The 19,982-nt window shown below is 63.3% G+C and carries 19 protein-coding genes and 1 pseudogene; 15 read left to right on the top strand and 5 right to left on the bottom strand.

The window, feature by feature from the left end; all coding sequences use genetic code 11:
• Positions 1 to 145 precede the first annotated feature (145 nt).
• Positions 146 to 865, top strand: a complete 720-nt coding sequence (locus VI08_RS15240) for a hypothetical protein (RefSeq protein WP_045830469.1) — start codon at positions 146 to 148, stop codon at positions 863 to 865.
• A gap of 55 nt (positions 866 to 920) precedes the next feature.
• Here the strand turns inward: VI08_RS15240 and VI08_RS15245 are convergent, their stop codons facing one another.
• Positions 921 to 1,661 carry an SDR family NAD(P)-dependent oxidoreductase gene (locus VI08_RS15245; RefSeq protein WP_045830470.1) on the bottom strand — a complete coding sequence of 247 codons (741 nt, stop codon included), beginning with the start codon at positions 1,659 to 1,661 and terminating at the stop codon, positions 921 to 923.
• Positions 1,648 to 2,586: an NAD-dependent epimerase/dehydratase family protein gene (locus VI08_RS15250; RefSeq protein ID WP_045830471.1), complete on the bottom strand. Its 939-nt coding sequence runs from the start codon at positions 2,584 to 2,586 to the stop codon at positions 1,648 to 1,650. Before VI08_RS15250 ends, VI08_RS15245 begins: the two co-directional genes overlap by 14 nt.
• A 64-nt stretch (positions 2,587 to 2,650) precedes the next feature.
• Here VI08_RS15250 and VI08_RS15255 point away from each other — a divergent pair, with 64 nt between their 5' ends.
• The gene (locus VI08_RS15255) at positions 2,651 to 3,583 is read left to right on the top strand and encodes a LysR family transcriptional regulator (protein ID WP_198148968.1); all 933 of its coding nucleotides are present in this window, start codon (positions 2,651 to 2,653) and stop codon (positions 3,581 to 3,583) included.
• Between the two features lie 253 nt (positions 3,584 to 3,836).
• Here VI08_RS15255 and VI08_RS15260 read toward each other — a convergent pair.
• Positions 3,837 to 4,718, bottom strand: a pseudogene (locus VI08_RS15260) (glutathione-independent formaldehyde dehydrogenase); the annotation flags it as partial.
• A gap of 181 nt (positions 4,719 to 4,899) precedes the next feature.
• On the opposite strand from VI08_RS15260, the gene VI08_RS15265 reads away from it, so the two are divergent.
• The 4 genes from VI08_RS15265 (at position 4,900) to VI08_RS15280 (ending at position 9,281) form a co-directional block, all read left to right on the top strand.
• Positions 4,900 to 5,802: an SDR family oxidoreductase gene (locus VI08_RS15265; RefSeq protein ID WP_045830473.1), complete on the top strand. Its 903-nt coding sequence runs from the start codon at positions 4,900 to 4,902 to the stop codon at positions 5,800 to 5,802.
• 58 nt (positions 5,803 to 5,860) lie between these two features.
• Positions 5,861 to 7,549: a hybrid sensor histidine kinase/response regulator gene (locus tag VI08_RS15270; protein ID WP_045830474.1), complete on the top strand. Its 1,689-nt coding sequence runs from the start codon at positions 5,861 to 5,863 to the stop codon at positions 7,547 to 7,549.
• A gap of 71 nt (positions 7,550 to 7,620) precedes the next feature.
• Complete coding sequence (locus tag VI08_RS15275; RefSeq protein ID WP_157006824.1) at positions 7,621 to 7,827, top strand: DUF3606 domain-containing protein; 207 nt, start codon at positions 7,621 to 7,623, stop codon at positions 7,825 to 7,827.
• A gap of 113 nt (positions 7,828 to 7,940) precedes the next feature.
• Positions 7,941 to 9,281, top strand: a complete 1,341-nt coding sequence (locus VI08_RS15280; protein ID WP_052697994.1) for a serine hydrolase domain-containing protein — start codon at positions 7,941 to 7,943, stop codon at positions 9,279 to 9,281.
• A gap of 9 nt (positions 9,282 to 9,290) precedes the next feature.
• Here VI08_RS15280 and VI08_RS15285 read toward each other — a convergent pair whose 3' ends face one another.
• Both VI08_RS15285 and VI08_RS15290 read right to left on the bottom strand, forming a co-directional pair.
• Positions 9,291 to 10,064, bottom strand: a complete 774-nt coding sequence (locus VI08_RS15285; protein ID WP_157006827.1) for a hypothetical protein — start codon at positions 10,062 to 10,064, stop codon at positions 9,291 to 9,293.
• Positions 10,065 to 10,067: 3 nt separating this feature from the next.
• Complete coding sequence (locus tag VI08_RS15290) at positions 10,068 to 10,856, bottom strand: hypothetical protein (RefSeq protein WP_045830477.1); 789 nt, start codon at positions 10,854 to 10,856, stop codon at positions 10,068 to 10,070.
• A gap of 247 nt (positions 10,857 to 11,103) precedes the next feature.
• On the opposite strand from VI08_RS15290, the gene VI08_RS15295 reads away from it, so the two are divergent.
• The 9 genes from VI08_RS15295 to VI08_RS15330 all read left to right on the top strand — a co-directional run bounded on the left by VI08_RS15295 (position 11,104) and on the right by VI08_RS15330 (position 19,973).
• Positions 11,104 to 11,508 carry a Mor transcription activator family protein gene (locus VI08_RS15295; protein ID WP_052697995.1) on the top strand — a complete coding sequence of 135 codons (405 nt, stop codon included), beginning with the start codon at positions 11,104 to 11,106 and terminating at the stop codon, positions 11,506 to 11,508.
• A 714-nt stretch (positions 11,509 to 12,222) separates the two neighbouring features.
• Positions 12,223 to 13,365, top strand: coding sequence for a phage tail sheath subtilisin-like domain-containing protein (locus tag VI08_RS15305; protein ID WP_198148970.1), 1,143 nt, complete (start codon positions 12,223 to 12,225; stop codon positions 13,363 to 13,365).
• Between the two features lie 10 nt (positions 13,366 to 13,375).
• A complete protein-coding gene (locus VI08_RS15310) occupies positions 13,376 to 13,747 on the top strand; it encodes a hypothetical protein (RefSeq protein WP_045830479.1) in 372 nt (123 codons plus the stop codon).
• Positions 13,748 to 13,749: 2 nt separating this feature from the next.
• Positions 13,750 to 14,124, top strand: coding sequence for a hypothetical protein (locus tag VI08_RS15315; RefSeq protein WP_052697997.1), 375 nt, complete (start codon positions 13,750 to 13,752; stop codon positions 14,122 to 14,124).
• Positions 14,125 to 14,490: 366 nt separating this feature from the next.
• Positions 14,491 to 14,919, top strand: coding sequence for a hypothetical protein (locus VI08_RS21835; RefSeq protein WP_157006830.1), 429 nt, complete (start codon positions 14,491 to 14,493; stop codon positions 14,917 to 14,919).
• A gap of 369 nt (positions 14,920 to 15,288) precedes the next feature.
• Complete coding sequence (locus tag VI08_RS21840) at positions 15,289 to 15,582, top strand: hypothetical protein (protein ID WP_157006834.1); 294 nt, start codon at positions 15,289 to 15,291, stop codon at positions 15,580 to 15,582.
• Between the two features lie 104 nt (positions 15,583 to 15,686).
• Positions 15,687 to 17,579, top strand: a complete 1,893-nt coding sequence (locus VI08_RS15320; protein WP_045830481.1) for a phage tail tape measure protein — start codon at positions 15,687 to 15,689, stop codon at positions 17,577 to 17,579.
• The gene (locus tag VI08_RS15325; protein ID WP_045830482.1) at positions 17,579 to 18,928 is read left to right on the top strand and encodes a DNA circularization N-terminal domain-containing protein; all 1,350 of its coding nucleotides are present in this window, start codon (positions 17,579 to 17,581) and stop codon (positions 18,926 to 18,928) included. The genes VI08_RS15320 and VI08_RS15325 overlap by 1 nt, the downstream gene beginning before the upstream one ends.
• Positions 18,912 to 19,973, top strand: a complete 1,062-nt coding sequence (locus tag VI08_RS15330) for a phage baseplate assembly protein (RefSeq protein ID WP_045830483.1) — start codon at positions 18,912 to 18,914, stop codon at positions 19,971 to 19,973. Before VI08_RS15325 ends, VI08_RS15330 begins: the two co-directional genes overlap by 17 nt.
• The last annotated feature ends 9 nt before the right edge of the window (positions 19,974 to 19,982 follow it).

Here is a 19,982-nt window from a genome sequence, read left to right on the forward strand (position 1 = left end):
CTCCTGTGGGAGCGCGCTCGCGCGCGATAGCCCCCAAATGTGAAGACGTAGGATTTCTCCTACAGCGCCAACCCCGCCGAATCGGTATAGTCGCCCGCGGCGGGGTGCGTCAGGGGACCACCGGCCACCAACCAGGGGACGGTACATGACGACGTCATCGGTCGCGCTCGACCACGACGCCCAGGTGGGCGAGCCTACGCTTGCCCTCGTGGGCGAGCCTGTCATTGCGCCGTTGAGCTTCACGGAGCTTAACCGGCGGCTGAGTGCCGTCCCTGATTACGACGCACCCCTGGTGAAAAAGAGCCGCGTTTCGCGCGTGGCCACACTTGCCGTTCTCATCTCGTGGCTGGGCGTGCTGCTGGTACCCCGCCTCAGCCTTTCCGCGACGGCGGAAATCGTCGTGCTGCTTTGCCTCGTCGTGGTGGAGCTTCTTGGCCTCGGCATCGGGCTTTGGTTCTCGCGAAGCGAATATGTCTCGTTGTTCAAACCGCTGGAAGATTTCGCAAAGCAGCTTGATCACGACCTGCCATTCCACGTCGAGATCCGCGACTGGCTCGCCGCACAACCGATCACGGTGCTCGAGAAATTCGCGAGCGTGGCCCGGTATCGGCGGGACCGCTTCGCCGGGAAGCTTCCGATCCTTGCTGGCAACATCTCTACGCTCGGCGCTGTTCCGGTCATTGCCGTGGTCTATTACCAGGTGAAGCACATCCTCGACGATCAGGCGCTATCCTGGCTCGACGGTGTGTTTGGCTTCGCAATGATCCTCTTCTATTGGCTGTCGATGACCATGACCTTCTCGAAGGCACGCCTCGAAGCCATTGACGCGCACCTGCAGGCCGCACTGGAAAAAGTCCGCGCCTGAGGCACCTGACTCGCCGACGTCGGCCATGGCAGCGCCCTGATCGCGATGTGGCACCTCACACCCGCATCAACCCACCATCAACCACCAACGTCTGCCCGGTGACGAACCGCGCATCGTCACTGGTCAGGAAGGCCACCGGCCCAGCGACATCCGCGGGCGTGCCCAACCGCTTGATCGCTTGCATCATGTATACCTGCGCCTTCTGCTCGTTCGGCATGCCACTCGCGCCCTCCGTATCGGTGATGCCCGGGTGCACCGCGTTGACGATGATGTTGTCCGCGGCCAGTTCATTCGCCAGGGCGCGCACGAGGCCCACGACGCCCATCTTCGATGCGACGTAATGCGAGAAGCCCATGCCCGGCGGCGTCACCATGCCGACCGCGTCGGAGCCGACTGCCACGATGGCGCCGCCGCCGGCCTTGCGCATGAGCGGTACGATGGCTCGCGCACCCATCACGTGGGCATCGAGGTTGATGGCCATCACGCGGCGCCATGCCTCGGGCGTCATCTCGTCGAGCGTGGCCAGCGGGTAGATGCCGGCCGCGTGGATGAGGATGTCGACGCGCCCATGCGCCTCGTCGACATGGCGCGCAACCGTTGCCCAGCCTTCTTCTGTCGCCACGTCGGCGGCGACCGAGGTGGCGCCCTGGCCGATCGCCCTGGCAACCGCGGAGGCATCTTCGCGGTTCACGAGGACAACCTTCGCCCCGCGCGCCGCCAGCAGTTCCGCGATACCGCGCCCAATGCCTTGCTTGCCACCCGTGACGATGGCGATCTTGCCTTCATGCGTTGTCATGCGTTGTCTCCAGGGGGGAATGCGCGGCGAGCGCGCGCAGCCGCGGCTCGCCGATCTGTGAAAGGAGGTCGGTGTGTTCCGGGCGCCAGCCCAGTTCCATGCGCGTGCGCGGATCGCGCGAGCGGCTGTTCGCGGATTGCAACAAGGCGCCAAAGGGTCCGAACACCTCGCCCGCCTCGTCCATTGAAAGGCTCCGCGTCGGCACGCCAAGATCGCCGGCCACCGCCTGCGCGATCCATCGATAAGGGATCTCGCCGCCCGCGGCGTGGTACACGGCGCCCGGCGTGCCCTTCTCGATCGCCAGCGCGAACAGCCTGCACAGGTCGTCGACGTGCACGTTGGAATAAGCCGCCAGGCCTTCGCCGATATAACAGGCGCTGCCGGTCAGCCCCACGGAGCGATAAATGCTGGCCACGGGGCCGTTGTCGCCGGGGCCCCAGATGACGGGCGGGCGAATCACCATGGCGCGCAGGCCCTTGTCTCCTGCCGCGCGAACAATGTTCTCGGCGACGACGCGGTGCAGGGCCAACGGCTCGGGAACGAAAGCGTCGTGCTCCGCAAAGGTGTCGGAGCTCCACGCGCCCTGCGTGCGTTGCATGAAGACCCCGCTGCCCGAAAGGAAGATAAGCGCCTTGCCGCTCCCCGCCAACGCTTCGCACAGGGCCTGCAGTACGAACGGCTCGCGCTCAAAGGCCACCTGCGCGGCATGGATCGTGACGTCCGCCTGGAGGGCGGCCTCGATCACGGGCGCGAGGTCGGCCTCGAGGTCGCCGCGGACCGGGCGCAGGCCAAGGCGTTCTAGCGACGCGGCAGCATGGTCGGATCGGGCAAGGCCGCGGACCGACGCGCCCTCGGCACTGAAGTGCCGGGCTAGCGCGCCACCGACAAAGCCGGACGCGCCGGTGATGAGCAGGGATCGGGACATGACTGGCTCCTTTTGCCTTGCAGGCTAGGAGCACCGCGGCCCTCGCGGAAGCCTATATGATTCGATGGAACCTATCGGCGAGGGTGATACATTGCTGGATGGCGTCTCTCTTGATCACCTGCGTACCTTCGTCGCGGCTGCCGATACAGGCAGCTTCTCGGCGGCTGGGCGTGCGCTCGGCCGCGCCCAATCCGTCGTCAGCCAGACGATGGCCAACCTTGAAGCGCAGCTCGGCGTTTCGCTATTCGAACGCGTAGGCCGCTACCCCCGCCTCACCATGCAGGGCGAAAACCTGTTGGCCGACGCACGGCGCATCGTCGCGGCGGCGGACGCCCTCAAGGCCAAGGCCCGCAGCTTCTCCGCAGGCCTGGAAGCGGAACTCGCCATCGTCGTCGACGTGATGTTCCCGCAGCCATGCCTCACCGCGGCACTGCGCAACTTCAAACAGCAGTTCCCCTCCACGCCGCTCCGCCTGCACGTGGAAGCGCTCGGTCGCGTGGCAGAACTCGTGCTCTCCGGCGCCTGCACGCTCGGCATCAGCGGCACCTTGCCTTTCGTGCCGCCAGGCCTCGCCGCCGAACGGCTGTTCGCCGAAGAAATCGTGACGGTCGTGGCGCCCGGCTCGCGCCTTGCCGATGGCCGCACGCCCGTGGCCCTGCGCGATGTACTCGACGAAACCCAACTCGTTCTCACCGATCGCTCGGCCCTGACAGACGGCACGGACTACGGCGTACAGGCAAAAAACGTATGGCGCCTTGCGGACATGGGCGCAAAGCATGCGCTGCTACGCGGTGGCCTCGGGTGGGGCCACATGCCGATGTGGATGGTGCGGCAGGATCTCGACGAAGGCCGGCTGGTACGCGTCTCGCTCGAAGGGCCTGCCGCGGGGCTGATGCCGTTCCAGGCCGTCTACCCCGCGGACAAGCTGCCCGGGCCCGCCGGACGGTGGTTGCTGGATCACTTCATCAACGCTGGCCCGGATGCAGCACCACCTTAGTCCAGCCATCCTTGCGATCATCAAAGTTGCGATAGGCGTTCGGCGCTTCGTCGAGCCCCAGTTCGTGGGAGATGATCTCCGACGGCTTCGCCCTGCCCTTGTGGATCAGCTCACGTAGCCGCCGATTGTAGTGCTTCACGTTGGCCTGCCCCGTGCGCATGAACTGGCCCTTGAACCAGAAGCTACCCATGTCGAAGGCGATCTTTCCCTCTTTGGCGAGGCCATCTTCGGCGCCCGGGTCCTGGGGTACGAACACACCGACCACGCCGAGTCCACCGGTGGGCCGTACCGAAGCCACCAGGTCGTTCATGGTGGCATTGGGGCGCTCGTGGCCGTGATGGTCGTGGCACTGGTAGCCCACGCATTCGCAGCCGCGATCGGCACCGCCCTTGGTGAGCTCAAGGATCTGTTGCACGTGATCGCCCTTGGAATCATCGACCACAGTGGCGCCGAGCTTCTGGGCGAGCTTCAGGCGATCAGGATGGCGGTCGACGACGATGACTCCCGCGGCACCCTGGATGCGCGCCGATAGCGCGGCCATGAGGCCAACCGGGCCCGCGCCGTAGATAACGATGTTCTCGCCAGGCTGCAGGCCCGAGAGCACGGTGGCATGCCAGCCGGTGGGGAAGATGTCGGAGAGGAGAACGTAGTCGAGTTCCTTCTCGCTGGCGTCCTCCGGCAGCACGAGGCAATTGAAGTCGGCATACGGTACACGCAGCAACTCCGCCTGGCCGCCACTGTAGGGCCCCATCTCAGCGAAGCCGTAGGCCGCACCAGCACTGCCGGGGTTGGTGGTCAGGCAGAAACCGGTGAGCCCTGCTTCGCAGTTGCGGCAAAAGCCACAGCCGATGTTGAACGGCAGCACCACCCGGTCGCCGACCTTTACGCGATCCACCGCGTCACCAACCTCGATCACCTCGCCCATGTTCTCGTGGCCGAGGATCTTGCCCTTCTCCACGCTGGTGCGGCCTTCATACATATGGAGGTCGGAACCGCAGATGTTGGTGGTGGTGATGCGCACAAGGACGTCGGTCGGCTTTTCAATGACGGCATCAGGGACGGTCTTGATGGCGACATCCTTGGGGCCGTTGTATACGAGAGCTTTCATGGCATGTCCGGGCGGGGGAATGAACATGCACGATGGCGAGCCACATGGGAGCGAGGTGTCCGCGCCGGGTGAAACGCCGTGCACTTGGGTGAAGGCGTACCGGTGACCTGCCGAGTTCGCCACGATGGGGTGAACGCAACGAGCGCTGGCGTGGACATCCTCGGGACACCGCGCGACCTAGGGTTGGGTTTTACTCGCGGAGACCCCCATGACCGAGCCCTTCGACACCTCCAAGCTCACCGACCCCACCACCCGCTATCCCGGCCCGCCGTTCGACACACCGAAGCAATCCGCGCCTGGCACGGTGCACAAGCTGCAGCCGCCGGCCGACCACGGTGAAGCCAGCTACAAGGGCCACGGCCGGCTCAAGGGCCGTCGTGCCCTGGTGACCGGCGGCGATAGCGGCATCGGCCGCGCGGCGGCCATCGCGTTCGCGCGGGAAGGTGCTCATGTGGTCATCAACTACTTGCCCGAGGAAGAGCAGGACGCCAAGGAAGTCATCGCGCTGCTGGAGAAGGAAGGCGTCACGGCCAAGGGCATCCCGGGTGACCTGAAGGATGAATCCTTCTGCCGCTCCCTCGTGAAGCAGGCGGCCGACGTGATGGGTGGCCTCGACATCCTCGCCAACGTGGCCGGCAAGCAGACGCATCAGTCGACGATCGAGGACATCACCTCCGAGCAGTTCGACGCCACGTACAAGACCAACGTCTACGCGCTGTTCTGGCTGTGCAAGCACGCGCTGGAGATCATGCCGAAGGGCAGCACCATCGTGAACACGGCTTCGATCCAGTCGTACGACCCCTCGGCCATCCTGCTCGACTACGCCTCGACGAAGGCCGCCATCGTGGCCTTCACGAAGGCACTGGCCGGCCAGGTGGCGGAGCGCGGCATCCGCGTGAACGCCGTCGCGCCGGGCCCGGTCTGGACCGCGCTGCAGCCGTCGGGTGGCCAGCCGATGGACAAGATCAAGGAGTTTGGCTCGTCGGTGCCGTTGAAACGCCCTGGCCAGCCGGTGGAGTGCGCGCCGCTCTACGTGCTGCTCGCCTCCAACGAATCCAGCTTCACCACCGGTGAAACCTATGGCGTGACAGGCGGCAACCCCCTGCCCTGATCACCCCGGCGCGGGCGATGGTGCGTTACCCTGTGCCGTCGCCCCGCGCCAGGCACCCATGCTCCCCTTCCCCCTGCCCGTCACCTCACCCGCGCAACTGGCGTACCAGCTCCTGCAGGATAGTGACTGGGCCCATGCGCACCGCGACCTCGACCTGCCGGTGGAACTGCGCACCGTGCTGTCGATGATCATGGATTCGCCGGAGCCGCTGTGGATCGCCTGGGGCGCCGAGGAAAAGGCGTTTTTCTTCAACGACGCCTACCTGCCCTTCCTCGGCGGCAAGCTGCATGGCGCCATGGGCAACCGCCTGGACGTGGTGTGGGCGGATGTCTGGGCCGACGTGGCCGAGGCCATCGACGATGCGTTCGCGGGGCGCCACCGCAGCTTCAAGAACCTGCGCCTGATGATGGATCGCGACGGCACGCCGCGCGAAACCTTCTGGACATTCTCGTATTCGCCCCTGCGCATGGCGCACGGCGGCGTCGCGGGCATCATCTGCGCCGTAACGGAACAAACCGAACAAGTGGCCGAGCGTGACCTGCACGTGCGGCAGGTGGCCGCGATTACGCAGGAAGCGCGCGAGGCCCACCTCGAGCTGGTGCGGGCGCGCGAGCAGCTGCGCCAGTCGCAGAAGCTCGAGGCCATGGGCCAGCTCACCGGTGGCGTGGCGCACGACTTCAACAACCTGCTGCAGGTGATCACCGGCTCGGTGGACATGCTGCTGCCCGCGTGGCCGGCCGGCGACCCGAAGGTGAAGTTCCTCCACGCCATCAGCGGTGCGTCGGAACGCGCCGCCAGGCTCACCGCGCAGCTGCTGGCCTTCTCGCGGCGGCAGAGCCTTTCCCCGGAAGTGTTCGATGCCGGCGACGGCGTGCGCGCGCTCACCACCATCCTCGCCACCGTGCTCGGCGAGCGCGTGGCGCTGCGCATGGCCCTGCCGGAGCGCCGCCTGCCCGTGCTGCTCGACCGCAGCCAGTTCGATACGGCACTGATCAACATCGCCGCCAACGCGCGCGATGCCACGAACGGCACCGGTGAAGTCACCATCACCCTCGAGCCCGTGGCCGGCGTGCCGGCCGTGCGCATGGCCGGGCCGCTGAAGGGGCCCTTCCTGGCCATCCATATCCGCGACTCCGGTGCCGGCATCGAGGCCGACGTGCTGGGCCGCATCTTCGAACCCTTCTTCACCACCAAGGCCGTGGGTGCCGGCACCGGCCTGGGCCTGAGCCAGGTGTTTGGCTTCGTGAAGCAATCCGAAGGCGAAGTGGACGTGACCAGCGTGCCCGGATACGGCACCACCTTCACGCTTTATCTGCCGCTGACCGACCAGCCGACGGAGCACAGCGTGGACATGACCGGCCACCCGCCCACCGACGGGGCCGGCCGGACCATCCTCGTGGTGGAAGACAACGCCGACGTGGCCGACTTCGCGGTGGGCGCCGTCGCCAGCCTCGGCTACGGCGTGGTGCTGGCCCGCAACGCCGAAAGTGCCCTCGACGAGCTGCGCAAGGACGCCGCCCGCTTCCACGCGGTGTTTTCCGACGTGGTGATGCCCGGCGTGAGCGGGCTGGACCTTGGCCTCGCCATCCGCGTGAACTACCCCAGGCTGCCCGTGATCCTGACCAGCGGGTACAGCGAGCTGTTGTCGAAGAACCCCGGCCACGGCTTTCGGTTGCTGAAGAAACCGTATTCGCTGAAGCAGCTGGCCGATGCACTGGCCAGCGTGGAGACGTCGACAGGCGTGTAGACGCCGTTGGTGGCGCCTTTACCGTACTTCTACGTAGCAAAAGGCCCACTGGAGGCGTACCGGCTACCCACGTGCGCGCTGTGAAAGACGACATCGATTCAGGCCTGCCCAACCAGGTGCATACCGTCGACGCCGCCGATGAAGGTGGGCTGCAGTTGTGGAGCCTTGTGCTTGGGGTTTCGGTCGAGGCAGTGCGCGATGCCGCGCGCGTGGCCGGGCCCGACGCCGAAGCGGTGCAGCGGGAGATCGTGGCGCACCCGGAGCGGTACCGCCGTTAGGTCTAAATACGTAAGCCCATCCCAGGCGCCTGTGATATAGCGTTCCCCACGCCTCGACGGCCCTGCGCCGGCGTTGGCGCGCCCGATCGCAGGGGATAGAGGGAGAACGATCCATGAAGCTCGCTGGCCCGGGTTTTTCGCGCTGGGTTGTATCGGGGGCGCTCGCCGCGCTTGTCGCCTCAGGCGGCGTTAGCGCGCAGGAGGGCAAGGCACCCCCGGCGCGCAGCCCCATCGCACGTTTCGCGAACGGCTTCACCCTCGACGAGTCAAAGGCAGCCGTGGCGGAACGCAACCTCTCGGCCTGGCTGGCGGGCGGTGATGTGTCGGTCTGGCTGAACCTGCGCACGTCGGAGAGCCTGCCCACGGCGGTGGTTCCCAACCGCCAGCCACCCCGTGCGCTGCCGTTGGCGATCAACCCGGCGATCGGCAGGATCAAGGCCGATACCGGCCGCCTGGGCACCCTGACGCTCGACCAGTTCATGGTCCACCCCGAGGGCTACGCGCAAGCGTTCATCGTCGTCCACCATGGGCAGGTGGTGTACGAGAAATACGTGGGGATGCAGCCGACCGATAACCATCTGTGGATGTCCGTGGCCAAGACGCTACCCGGCCTCGTCATCGAGCAGCTGGTCAGCGCCGGCAAGATCGACCAGGACAAAACCATCGGATCGTACCTGCCGGCGTTGCGCGGCTCGGGCTGGGAGAACGTGAAGGTACGCGACGTGATGGACATGACGCCGGGCCTTGATTCCGAAGAAAACAAGGACACCCGGGCCAACCCGGACTCCATCGCCGTCCGCGTCTTCCGCGCCGAGTTCGGCATGCCCTACAAGGACAAGCCCGAGAACCTGCTCGATGTACTGAAGGATGCGAAGAAGCAACGCGAACCTGGCTTGACGTTCGACTACGGCTCGCCGTGCACCGAGGTGCTGGTCTACCTCGCCGAAGCCGTGACGGGCGAACGCTGGTCGCAGTATGTCGACCACCACATCTGGTCGAAGCTAGGCACCGAGGCACCCTTGCTGGTCAGCACCACGCCCGACGGCGTGGCGATCGCGCACGGCATCGTCTCGAGCCGGCTGCGCGACGTCGCCCGCTTCGGCATGCTCTACACCCCAAGCTGGAACAAGGTGGCATCGGAGCAGGTCGTCACGCCCGAGATCCTCGAGCGCATCCGCAAGGGGGTCCGCTCCAGGGAATTCTTCCGAAAAGGATTCGACGGCCCCATTTTCGTGGATTGGCTACGCGACGACGCGATGACCAGCAACAGCCAGCAATGGGACGCTATCTGGCCCGACGGCGACATGTGGAAAAGCGGCCTGATGGCACAGGGCCTGTATGTATCACCGAAGCGCGACCTGGTCATCGCATACTTCTCGGTCAACACCGATGCCAGCATGATCAACCGGTTCGTGCGGCCGATCGTTACATCGGGAATGTTCGGGGGCAAGTGAGGGAGGCCGTCAGATCATGTCCCTGCCCAGGACGGCTACGACGTGCCATCCGTTGGCGTCGTGGGTTACGCGCAAATCGTTGCCCACGCCGCCCATTCTCCCCGAGCCCATCGTCCATACCCCATAGCTCACGTCGTAATCGCCGTCCTGGCGCCGCAGGGGCTGCCCGATATTCAAGCGGGTGGCGAATACGGTGCCCTTGACCTCTGGCATCGCGCTGATCGGAAGCAGCGTGATCGTGGCGGAACTCGCCCTTGCGAGGAAACCCTGCGATGGGTCGACGTCTTTGCCATCGGTATCCTTCAGCGAGAGGTACCAGGTCTCGGGGCGAGTGGCACCACCTTCCTGCGCGCGATGGATCAACATGAGGCGCAAATCGTCGATATCGGGCGCCGGGTTGAGACGGGCATCTTCCCTGCGGGCGAAGTCTGCCTTCGCGTCATCGATGGCCTGCTTCACGCTGCTCATGCCACCGCAGTAACCCTGGTCCGGATAGCGCGCACAGACATCGCCGGTGTTCTCGTCGATGGTGACGTCGAACCAGGGGCCTTTCAGCGGAATGACCGAAAACGACCAGTGCTGCGTCTTGCTGTCGTAGATGGCCGGCGTGGCATTGAACTGCCCCTCGACATGCATCGCGTCGATCGCGCCCCATACCTGGGAGGGCACCCTTTCGGCTTTCAGCCAGGGCGGGGGATTTGCCATGGCTTGTGACGTGGCGAGTGCGGCGATGAGGCAGATTGCTGTGGTGCTGAGAGAACGGGGGCGCTTGCTATCGGACATGGTCTACTCCACGGCGCTCGGTATGTAGGAGACGTAGTGCCAGCCGGTCTTGTCGTGCGACATGACAAGTGACGTATAGATCGCGCACGCGCCGCCGCAGTACGCCGTAAACGAGAGCGCGTACATCCCGTCCTCGCGCCGGTACGCATCGCCGATGCCGTAGATCAGATAGGTCATCATCGCGCTGGGTGGCGGCAGGTTCTTCGGCGCCTGCGTCATGCGCATGAGCTGGATACGCGCCATGTGGGCCCGCGCCATGACGGCGATCGGCAGGTCGACGGCCCTGCCTTCTTTGTCATGGACACTCACGTACCAGGTCTGGGGACCCCGGATATCGCTGTGCGCTTCCATGGATTCGAGGGCGGCGACCCACAAGCCTTCGACATCGGGCGGCGGGTTACGCCGGGCGGCCTCTTGGGCGAGGCGCAGCCTTTCGGCCGAGGCGAGCTGATCCGCGGCGCTACCTGACGCAACGCACGCATCACGGCCGGGATAACGCGCGCAGATGTCCCCCGTCGTCTCGTCGATCGTGGTGACGACGTGCTGACCCTCGGGATTCACCATGTCCACCGTCCATCGGCGGGTCGCCAGGTCGTACACCGGCGCGTCACCCTTCAGCTCGCCAATGCCGGGGATGCCGTAAGCGACGCTGCCAGCTGCCCCGTAGGCATCCGGTGAGGCGAGCTTGGAATCGGGTGGGTCGGCTAAAGCTGGAGTAGCCGTGGCGGCGGCAAAGATCGCCAACGCGGCCGCGACGGCAGAGACACGGAAGGGGCGCTTGCTGTCCGGCATGGCCTGGTTCCTTGGACCTTGTGCTTGGTCCGGTAGGGCATCCTAGCGCCCTTTTTCCTCAGAGGCTCGTGCCCCCGGTTTGGACTATCGATGAAAGCCGACGAACGGAAATACCCTACGGCCATGTCCGGCGAAGGACGACGCTAGCGTAGGGGAAACCCTACTCCCTTATCCGCTCACGGATGAGAAGATCGGCAACGCGCTGAGACAGCGCCGATATCCAAGGACAACGCCACGGAGGATACGCATGGTGCACGGAACGACCCCCGAAGCCGACGACACAATCTCACCCATCACACCCACCCGTAACAGCAAGGCCTGGCACGGCACCGTTGGCGACATGCACGCCGCCATCACCGCGGTGCTTCGCGATAGCGGCTACGTCGGCGAACAATCGGCCCGACTCGCTAGCGACATCGCCATGAGCGTATGCACGGCCCTCGGCGGTCGCGTCGTATACCTCCCTCGCGGAGACAGCGTGCGACGCGCAACGCGTGACCTGCGCATCTTCTCAGACTGGAGCGAGCTCGGCCTCAACCCCATCGCCCTCGCAAAGAAGTATCGCCTCTCCATGCAGACGATCTACGACATCATCGGCAGGCAACGAAAGCACCATAGCGCCCTGAACGAAGGTGCCATCGAATCGACCTGACGAAGTGTCCATCAACCTTACATCGACACGAAACGCCCGAAAGATAGGCCGCACTCATCATTCGTCGTCACGGGCTGAGGACGTCGGCGACGGATCAACTTTCACGGACAGCGAGGCAACGCAATGCTCAGGGAGCTAGAAGACTTACTGCTGGTTCGACTTGGCCTGCTCCGTGACATTGCGCCGCTCATTACGATCCGAACGTACCGAGGCGAGCTCGATACCAAGGACGGTGTCGATGAATTCCTAAGGACGGGACACGCCGCCTTCCTCCACTGCCAGAGATCCGTCTTTCGGCAAGCCACCATGAACCGGATGCACATCGATGCGACGATGCGAGTAGTTCTAGGAGCCATCACTGCCGTGCCTCACCCCAGCAGCATGCCTCCACTACCCCACCCCGGAACACCTGAGCTCCTGAAAGCATGCCTGAACGCGCTGACAGGGTATACGAACGAAGAAAACGGCCTCGTTCGCATGGTGCCAACCAAGTACACCGAACTGCTGAATGTCTCAGACAGCAGGTACGCGCGACACGCCGCCTCGCAGTCCTTCCGAACGACAATCACCTGGACAAGGCCCGCGAAGGAGGATGGTCCCGTGAGTGCAATCGACCTTCACTACCTTCTCGGTGGCGGCAAAGGCCGAGAGGCTGCCCGAGACAAGGTGCAGACGTCGAACAAGCCGATCTAAAGGTCGGAACCGCAACAACCCGTGTCGCCATCAACGCAAGACATCAAGGAAGACTTAATTTTGGATACCAGAATCATCCCCCAGAACACGCGCAAGCCGGGCGTCTACATGGGCTTCAATACCACCCTTGCCTTGAGCGGTCTCCCGGCAAACAGCCAGCGGATCTGCTTCATCACCCCGATCACCTCCAAGTCGCTGTCGGCAGCAAAGCCACTGGACCTCGTGAGGGTCTTCTCCGAGGCCGAGGCCCTTGACGCATTCGGTCCGGCCGCCGCGGAGATGGTGAGCCATGCGTTGCAAACCAGTCGATCGGCCAGTATCCATATCATCGGCGTCGCCACTGAGCCTGAGAAAACGCCCTCGATCGCCGCTGCACTCGAGGTGCTCCTCGGGGTCGACATGGAGATTGTGGTTTCATCATGGATGGACGAAGCCTCGCTGTCGGACCTCCGGAAGCACATCGACATCGCGACCGATGCAACCCACCAGCGATCCAGGATTGGCGTTGCGGCATCCGTCAGCAGCCAATCTGCCGCATCGGCGACTGCCGCGAAACTCAATTCCGGAGCGATTACGCTTGCCTGCCTTCCTCGTGCCGGCAATGCCGCGATCGCGGTGGCGGCGGCCTACGCGGCGGCGTTGGCAGCCGAGGACGACCCTTCCCGGCCGATGAACACGGTAACACTCCCCTCCCTGGCTGCTCCCGCCGTCGCCTTTCGAATGAGCCGATCGGAACAAGAGGCCGCGCTTGCGAATGGTGTCACGCCGCTTGAGGTCGGCCCGGGAGAAACGGTCCAGATCGTCAGGGCAATCTCCACGTATACCAAATCCCCGACCAATACGTCGGACACCTCGCTGCTCGATATCACCACGATCCGCTCGCTCTACTATGTTCGCGAGGCATGCCGAAGCCGCCTTCGCCTGCGCTTTCCTCGCGCCAAGCTGTCGTCCTCGACGGCTACCAAGGTGCGAAGTGAAATCCTCGATGTGCTGAGGAAGTGCGCCGACGACAAGGTCGCCATTCTGAAGAACGTTGATGCCCACGCGGAACACCTGATCGTCGAGAGCGCCAACGACGGAACCGGTCGCCTTCGGGCCACGATCCCCGCGGATATCGTCGAAGGACTCCACGTCATCGACGCGACCATTGACCTTTATCTCTGAGGGAACAGCCATGTCCGATGCCTACGTAGGCCTTATCGTTCTCGAAATCGACGGCGTCGAGTACGACGTGAAACGCTTCGAGGAGACCGTCAACACCAATCGCAAGACGATCAAGACCATGAACCGAACGGGCCGCTCGCGAGGGCACGCCAAGGGTGTCGTCGACTACACGATCAGTTGTAGCGTGGCGATCCCCAAGCGCGGTGAGCCCAACTGGGTATCCATGGTCGATGCGAAGATCTCGCTCGAGCCACAGGATGGTGGCGGCAAACGAGAGACGTTCACGGGCGTTTTCTTGCAAACCATGGGCAGCAAGTACGACGTCGATGGCGAAGCGGTCCGCGACCTCACCCTGGGCGCGCTGGACCGGTACGAGGAATGAACATGGAAGCCACCAAGCTTGATATGGAAATCACGGGCCAGTTGGCCGTCGGCCTGCCCCACAACGGCATGCGGCATCGTGAGTTCGTGCTCCGCGCCGCGCTCGCGGGCGACACGATCGGCGCCCAGCTCGCCTACCCCGATGGCCCCTACTCCCTCATCGCCGTGGACCAGCTCCGCCGCCAGCTTGTCCGGGTCGGAACCATCCCCCTGGAGCAGATCACCACCGACTACCTCAGTCGCGAGCTCCTCGACCTCGACTACAAGGTGATCCAGGCAGCCGAGAGGCGACTCGAAAAAAAGTTGATGCAGGCGAGCGCCGAATCGTCGACTGGCGACGCGTCGAACACGTCCTCGTCCGTCACGGCTACCGACTAGACGAGATCCGATCCATGACTCATCCGGAGCTTGTGGCGCGCCTCAAGCTCATGGAGCCCGCGGGGCCGTCGACCAAGTCGCGATCGCTGCATGTGAACCGGGACGTACGGCGTCGCCCGCTCAAGGGTCAGACATGACTGTCTTACGAACCGGGAAACGCCTGAGAACACCGGCCATCGAAAGCAATCACTTTTGCCACTGTGAACAATGCACATATGGACTACACGAGTGTAGGGGCACGCTGACTTACAAAGACTGAAGAACGTGAAAGCATCTCGCGCCTCTCAAATCACAAGTCATCGGCTCGGAATGAAATTTCACCAACTATCGTTGAACTATGGCACGGCCAACATAACGAAGTCGTGCGTGAAGTCAGTTGCCTTTGTTGCAGTACTAACAATGACTTCAGAGACATGTGCGAAAGCCTCGGAAGAAGGACTCCATGACGCTGTCCATATAATTAGCGTCGCTCAAACTGAAGAATTTCTCAAGGCTGTGGAGCGCATGTGGGAAGTCGGGAACAGATACTGTGAGGCATCGGGCAAGGTAAATCATCGAGACCTTAGTTATAGGGCCGCAGACATAGCTGGTTCAATCGCCGCAATGGGTGATGAATTGGGACGAAAAGCACCTTACCAGCGTTGCGCAGTTGCGGCCATGGACGTAGCCGTTCAAATGCTTAATTGTGGGTCCCGGCGCAGCAAGCAGGCAACCATGAAGCTGCAAACGGCATGGAAAGCCGACAAAGAACGCTGCCTGGCCGAGATCCGTGCTTCCGATTCCACATCGAAGTAGACCTGAAATCCGTCGGCTTGGCCTAGCGAGTTGAGTGCAAGCCATGCGATCGGCACGACCCTGCTTCTCTCATCCTTGGCAATGTTCGCACGGAACACATCGTGCGAGGTCACACTGCCTTACATCTCTCGAAGCGTGTGAAATCATCCAACACGTCTCTCTACCGGTACACGCGACGGAATGAGTTCTTCAAAGATATCGCCCAATCAAGATGCCAGATGGAAAATCAAGAGGATCGGTCCAACGGCCTCCCTCCTTCTCGCATCCACGATCATCTCGTTTTCAGCACGAGCGGAGCCACCTACTAGTGAGTATTCAAAACACTACCATCTAAACGATCATACCGATGCCAAACATGCACTGAGGACCATGAAGCGCATCTGGGAAGAAGGCACTAAATATTGCTATGCGGAGCATCGCTTGGATTATGGCGCGCTAAGAGACGAAGCTGTTCGATTGCGACGCTCACTACTGGCGATCGGCGATGACAAGGATTCGACAAGGCCCTATCGGGGGTGTGCAGCCGCAGCCCTCGCTGTCTCACTTCAAATGCATAACTGCGGAGCCAACCGAAGCGCCACCTTCATGGTGCATATGGATGACACATGGAAGCATCACTCGGAGCTATGCAAGAAGGAAATCGACGAAAATGATGACATCTAGCCAATAAGGAAGTTGCTTTCGTCAGCCTCTCTTAGGCGCCATCACATCTCACGTCGAACTTCAAACACTGACCATCGCATAAACGGATGCATTAAGGAACGAACATGATTGATGCGCAGGGAAGCGCTTCAGCGCAAGGCACGGGCGGGCTAAGGCGTCTCGTAGAGGACGAGCTTGATGCGTCGCGGCAGACCGCCGCCTTGAATACCGATGTCAGGCGCCTTATGGATTCTCTTCGCTCCGCAAAGAGGCGGTTTTCCGAGTTTGGCGATGCCGCTGTATCGGAGTTTGGGCGTGTTGGCGCCGCCATGGCTGGGCTGGGAAAGACCATTGCCACCATGGATCTCGGCCGCATCGCGACGCGCGAGCTTCACGCCAGTGCGTCGCTGGATCGAGAGTTGATACGCGCCGGAATGGCGCACAACATGTCCAGAGAAGAGAGATCGGCGACCAGGCAAGATCTGTGGGAAATTGCTCGAAGCAGCGGAAACAACGTCCACGAGACCGCCTCATCTTACAGAGCGCTTTCCGACGCGGGATGGAGTCCCAAGGATGCCATCAGGGGTGCGATGGCTGCTGACTCCATCGCGACGATTACGGGAAATAGCGTCACGTCGTCGATTGATGGCCTGAAGGCTGCCAAGGTCGTCATGGACGCTTCCTGGGATCTTCCTGGAGACATCGCTTTTGTCGCGGAGAAGTTGGTTGTCGCCTCGACCGCTATCGATGTATCAGTTAATGATCTAGCAGTATCGCTCAATAAGTTCGGTCCCAAGGTGATTGAACGGCTAGGCATCGACCGCACGCTATCGCTCGCTGCGGTAACGTACAGCTCCACCACGGATCCGCAGGTACGCGACTCGATGCTTCGTTCATCGGCAAGCCTGCTCAACAGTCAAGACGATCTCGTCGAAATTGCGCGATCGACCGGAGTGTCTTATCAAGAAAAAAGTGGTGCCCGACGAGATCCTCTTCGATTCTTGAATGAGGTATCCGCGTACCTCGGTAAACTCGAATCCAGGAAACAACGCGAGGAGGCGATCACTTCCATATCGTCGCGTATCGGCCCCGAAAGCAGGACATTCTTCGAGTTCGCGATGAAGAAGAACCGCGTTGAAGAGCTTTCGGCAACGGAGGCGAAGGTTCGCACGTCGTCCGCGCTTGCCAGCAGCTATCTCGCCCAAAATCAAGAATCGTCCAGCGCGGTTGCCGGTCGCGTTAGCAACACGGTAAGTGAGCTCGTTGACCGGGCCTCAGTGCCGATCAATAAGCTGTTAGCTACTGCTGGCAAGGAACTTCTCGAGATGAATCCATCTGGAGAGACCTCGCTTGGCGTTGGTCTCGCCGGGGCTGCGCTTGGCGGCATGGCGTCCCTCAAGGGCAACGCTGGCGGGAACGCCGTCGGGTCTCTTCTCGGAGTCAGTGGCATTGTCGCGAACGTCACGTTGGGCAAGGCACTGGAATCATCTCTCGGGATCACACCCGTCTTTGTCACCAACTGGCCTCAGTCCGCACGGTCCGGTGAAAGCCGCTCGCCTGGTGTAGTTATGATCCCGGGAGGTGGACTTAAACGCGGACCTAAAGGCCGTGGCCGGGGCCTGGACTTGGGATCTCTGCTTATGCAAGTGGTGATGCTCTTCTCTCGCGGCCGCTTCAGCCTTTTACCCATGCCGGTTGATGAGAATGGCGATGTTGTCGAGAGCCTCGACTTCTCGTGGCTTGGCCATAAGCAAGAGGTGCCCGGTGCGGCTGTCACTGGCAAGGACGCATCGCGTTTGGCCGCGTTGCCCACCCTTACCTCCCTATCGGAGGCGCCCTCCCCTGCGCCACTGGCCGATCCTGTGCCACTGGATGCGGTCGTGACAAAGCTTGACGCCATTCTTTCGAGCCTTGCCGCCTTCGTCGCACACCCGCTGCAAGTCACCGTCAACGCCGACATCCCTTGGCTCCACGCGGAGCTCGCAGACGCCGCCAGGCGAGAAGAGAGACGTAACTGATGAGCTGGAGTGAGACATTGCTGGATGCGTCGTTCCGTGGCGTACCCATTGATATCGCCGCGGATCAAATGAATGCCGCGCGCATGGTGACCAACAATGCCATCCCTTACCGGGATGGTGAGGAAGGCGAGGACATGGGGCGCGAGGCCCGCGTTGTTTCGCTGCGGATCGCTGTGCTGGGCGATGATTATGAGCAACGCCTGCAAGCGCTTATCGCAGCGCTCGACCAAGGTGGGCCGGGCGAACTGATCCACCCGGTGTATGGCCCCCTTCGGGTACTCGTCAGCCGGTACACCGTCGAACATGCTGCAGAGACGCCGGACTACGCGGAAGTGTCCGCAGTCTTCGTGGAACATGCGTTGGACCAGCCCTTCTTCATCCGCTCATTCGAGGGCATCGATAGCGCCGCGGCGACGCTCGGCCGGCCTGATGGCGACTGGCGCCGGCATGTGCGCGACCTCCTGGGTCGCAGCCATAGCCTGATCGGTGAGTCCCGAGGCAGGCTGATGGGTGGCTGGGAAGGCCTCGTGCACGAGCTTCTCGGCCGGCCGGGCATCGGGCTCAGGTTGGCGCAGATGCGCGCTCAGTCGCGGGCCGTGCTCGCCGACCTCGAGTCCATTGCGGGGGCGCCGATGCCGGCCTTCGACGTCATGGCCCTGCCCAACAGGGTTGCGGCGGAAGTGGTCGACCTGCATAAGCGGATGGCATTGACTCTTCCGCCGACGCGCGGGCCTATGACGTCCCGGGGAGCGGTTGACACCATCATGCCTGGCGTACCCGGCCGTGACACCCTCCCGGGCCCAGTGGTACGGGTGTGGTCGGAACTCCTCACCGCGGCTCGCGACGGGCAGGTACCCGAGGCGAGCAGGCTGGTGATGCCGGGCCTGCACTCCGACGCAGCGGCCCTGCACGCGGCGGGGCTGCTCATGGTCGTGCACACAAGCCAGGCCCTGGCCATCGCGGCGGCGACCGCCATGGCGCTCGACCAGCAACGTGCCGAGCCCACGCTCCTGCCGTCGGATATCGACCGCCTCGTGATGCATGCGCGCGCGATGCTCCAGGGTGGGATTGCCCTGCGCCGCCTGGTTCGACCCGACCACGAACTGGCTCGTGCCGTCGACCCGATGAAGAACACGGCCGCACTCATCCTGGAGGCCGGGCGCCAGATCGTCCTGACCCGCCCCCCGCTCACGCGGCGGACCGTCGGCGCGACGACGTGCCTGCGTGCCCTTGCGCACCTGTGGTATGGCGAGCACGAGCGCGCGGTCGAACTGCAGCGACTCAACCCTACCCTCCGGCGCCCATACGCCATACCTGCCGGGACGGTGCTCCATGCCTACGCACGATGAGTCGATCCGCCTGAGTGTCGGCGGGTGCGTCAACTCGCACTGGATGGAGTGGAGTGTCAGCAGCGACATCATGATTCCGGCCGATGCGTTTGACCTCGCTCTATACGCCACCCGGTCGTCTCCGTTTCCGCCCGAGATCGAACCAGGCTCGCCGTGTACCTTGCACCTCGGTGATGATCTCGTCCTGACGGGGCATATCGACGATATCGATGAAAGTGTGAGCAAGGATCGCCATGCCATCCTGATCAATGGGCGGGACCTTGCGGGGCCATTGACTGATTGCGCAGCACCGCTGTACCACGCGACACAAGGCACCCTCTCTGAACTGATCGATCGCGTCACGCGCCCTTTCGGGATACGGACGACACGGATTGCCGAGCACGCCCTTCGCCAGCGCATCCAGGGCGAGCCCGGGCGGTCGGCCTGGGATGTGGTGCGAGAGGCGGCCGACGCGGCCGGCCTCTGGCCGTGGGTAGAGCCCGATGGCACCCTGGTGATATCCCGCCCCGACTACCAGCGCGCGCCCGTCGGCCATCTCATCCTGAGATACGACGGTGCCCAGAATAATCTCCTGCAGCTTCGTATCCGACGAACTGCGGCGATGCGATACACCGATGTCACCGTACTCGGCCAGCACGCTGCCTTCGACCCTGATGCGTGGCAAGCCAACCGCGTCTCGCTACGTGGCCACGCCGTCGACCGGCAGGCTATGGAACGGGGTATTTACCGCCCCTACGTCATCGTGGACCCCACGTGCGAGAGCCAACGGCAAGCGGATAAGCGCGCTGAAGCCATTCTTACTGACTCCACCTTTGGGTCGTTCGAGGGCGTCGCGGTGGTGCGTGGCTGGCGTGCGCCGGATGGTTCGGTCTGGGCAGCTGGCCGGCGCATTGATCTAACCAGCGAGCCGCATGGCATCAGCGGCACTTTCTTCATCCGGGGGCGGAGGCTCAGCTTGAGCCGCACCCGCGGAAAGCAGACTGAGCTACGGCTCTGCATGGACAACACCTGGCTGGCCGGGACGCCAGCGGGGACGCAATCGTGAAGGACGCAC

It is taken from the genome of Luteibacter yeojuensis, from assembly GCF_000964085.1.
GTDB classification, from domain to species: Bacteria; Pseudomonadota; Gammaproteobacteria; order Xanthomonadales; family Rhodanobacteraceae; genus Luteibacter; species Luteibacter yeojuensis_A.

Excerpts from the sequence above, each read along its gene's own strand:
- VI08_RS15310 (WP_045830479.1), top strand. The coding sequence starts at position 13,376 with ATGTCCGATGCCTACGTAGGCCTTATCGTTCTCGAAATCGACGGCGTC.
- VI08_RS15255 (WP_198148968.1), top strand. The coding sequence starts at position 2,651 with ATGGAACCTATCGGCGAGGGTGATACATTGCTGGATGGCGTCTCTCTT.
- VI08_RS15245 (WP_045830470.1), bottom strand. The coding sequence starts at position 1,661 with ATGACAACGCATGAAGGCAAGATCGCCATCGTCACGGGTGGCAAGCAA.
- VI08_RS15325 (WP_045830482.1), top strand. The coding sequence starts at position 17,579 with ATGAGCTGGAGTGAGACATTGCTGGATGCGTCGTTCCGTGGCGTACCC.
- VI08_RS15290 (WP_045830477.1), bottom strand. The coding sequence starts at position 10,856 with ATGCCGGACAGCAAGCGCCCCTTCCGTGTCTCTGCCGTCGCGGCCGCG.
- VI08_RS15330 (WP_045830483.1), top strand. The coding sequence starts at position 18,912 with ATGCCTACGCACGATGAGTCGATCCGCCTGAGTGTCGGCGGGTGCGTC.
- VI08_RS15320 (WP_045830481.1), top strand. The coding sequence starts at position 15,687 with ATGATTGATGCGCAGGGAAGCGCTTCAGCGCAAGGCACGGGCGGGCTA.
- VI08_RS15285 (WP_157006827.1), bottom strand. The coding sequence starts at position 10,064 with ATGTCCGATAGCAAGCGCCCCCGTTCTCTCAGCACCACAGCAATCTGC.
- VI08_RS21840 (WP_157006834.1), top strand. The coding sequence starts at position 15,289 with ATGAAGCGCATCTGGGAAGAAGGCACTAAATATTGCTATGCGGAGCAT.
- VI08_RS15250 (WP_045830471.1), bottom strand. The coding sequence starts at position 2,586 with ATGTCCCGATCCCTGCTCATCACCGGCGCGTCCGGCTTTGTCGGTGGC.
- VI08_RS15315 (WP_052697997.1), top strand. The coding sequence starts at position 13,750 with ATGGAAGCCACCAAGCTTGATATGGAAATCACGGGCCAGTTGGCCGTC.
- VI08_RS15240 (WP_045830469.1), top strand. The coding sequence starts at position 146 with ATGACGACGTCATCGGTCGCGCTCGACCACGACGCCCAGGTGGGCGAG.
- VI08_RS15280 (WP_052697994.1), top strand. The coding sequence starts at position 7,941 with ATGAAGCTCGCTGGCCCGGGTTTTTCGCGCTGGGTTGTATCGGGGGCG.
- VI08_RS15295 (WP_052697995.1), top strand. The coding sequence starts at position 11,104 with ATGGTGCACGGAACGACCCCCGAAGCCGACGACACAATCTCACCCATC.
- VI08_RS15265 (WP_045830473.1), top strand. The coding sequence starts at position 4,900 with ATGACCGAGCCCTTCGACACCTCCAAGCTCACCGACCCCACCACCCGC.
- VI08_RS15270 (WP_045830474.1), top strand. The coding sequence starts at position 5,861 with ATGCTCCCCTTCCCCCTGCCCGTCACCTCACCCGCGCAACTGGCGTAC.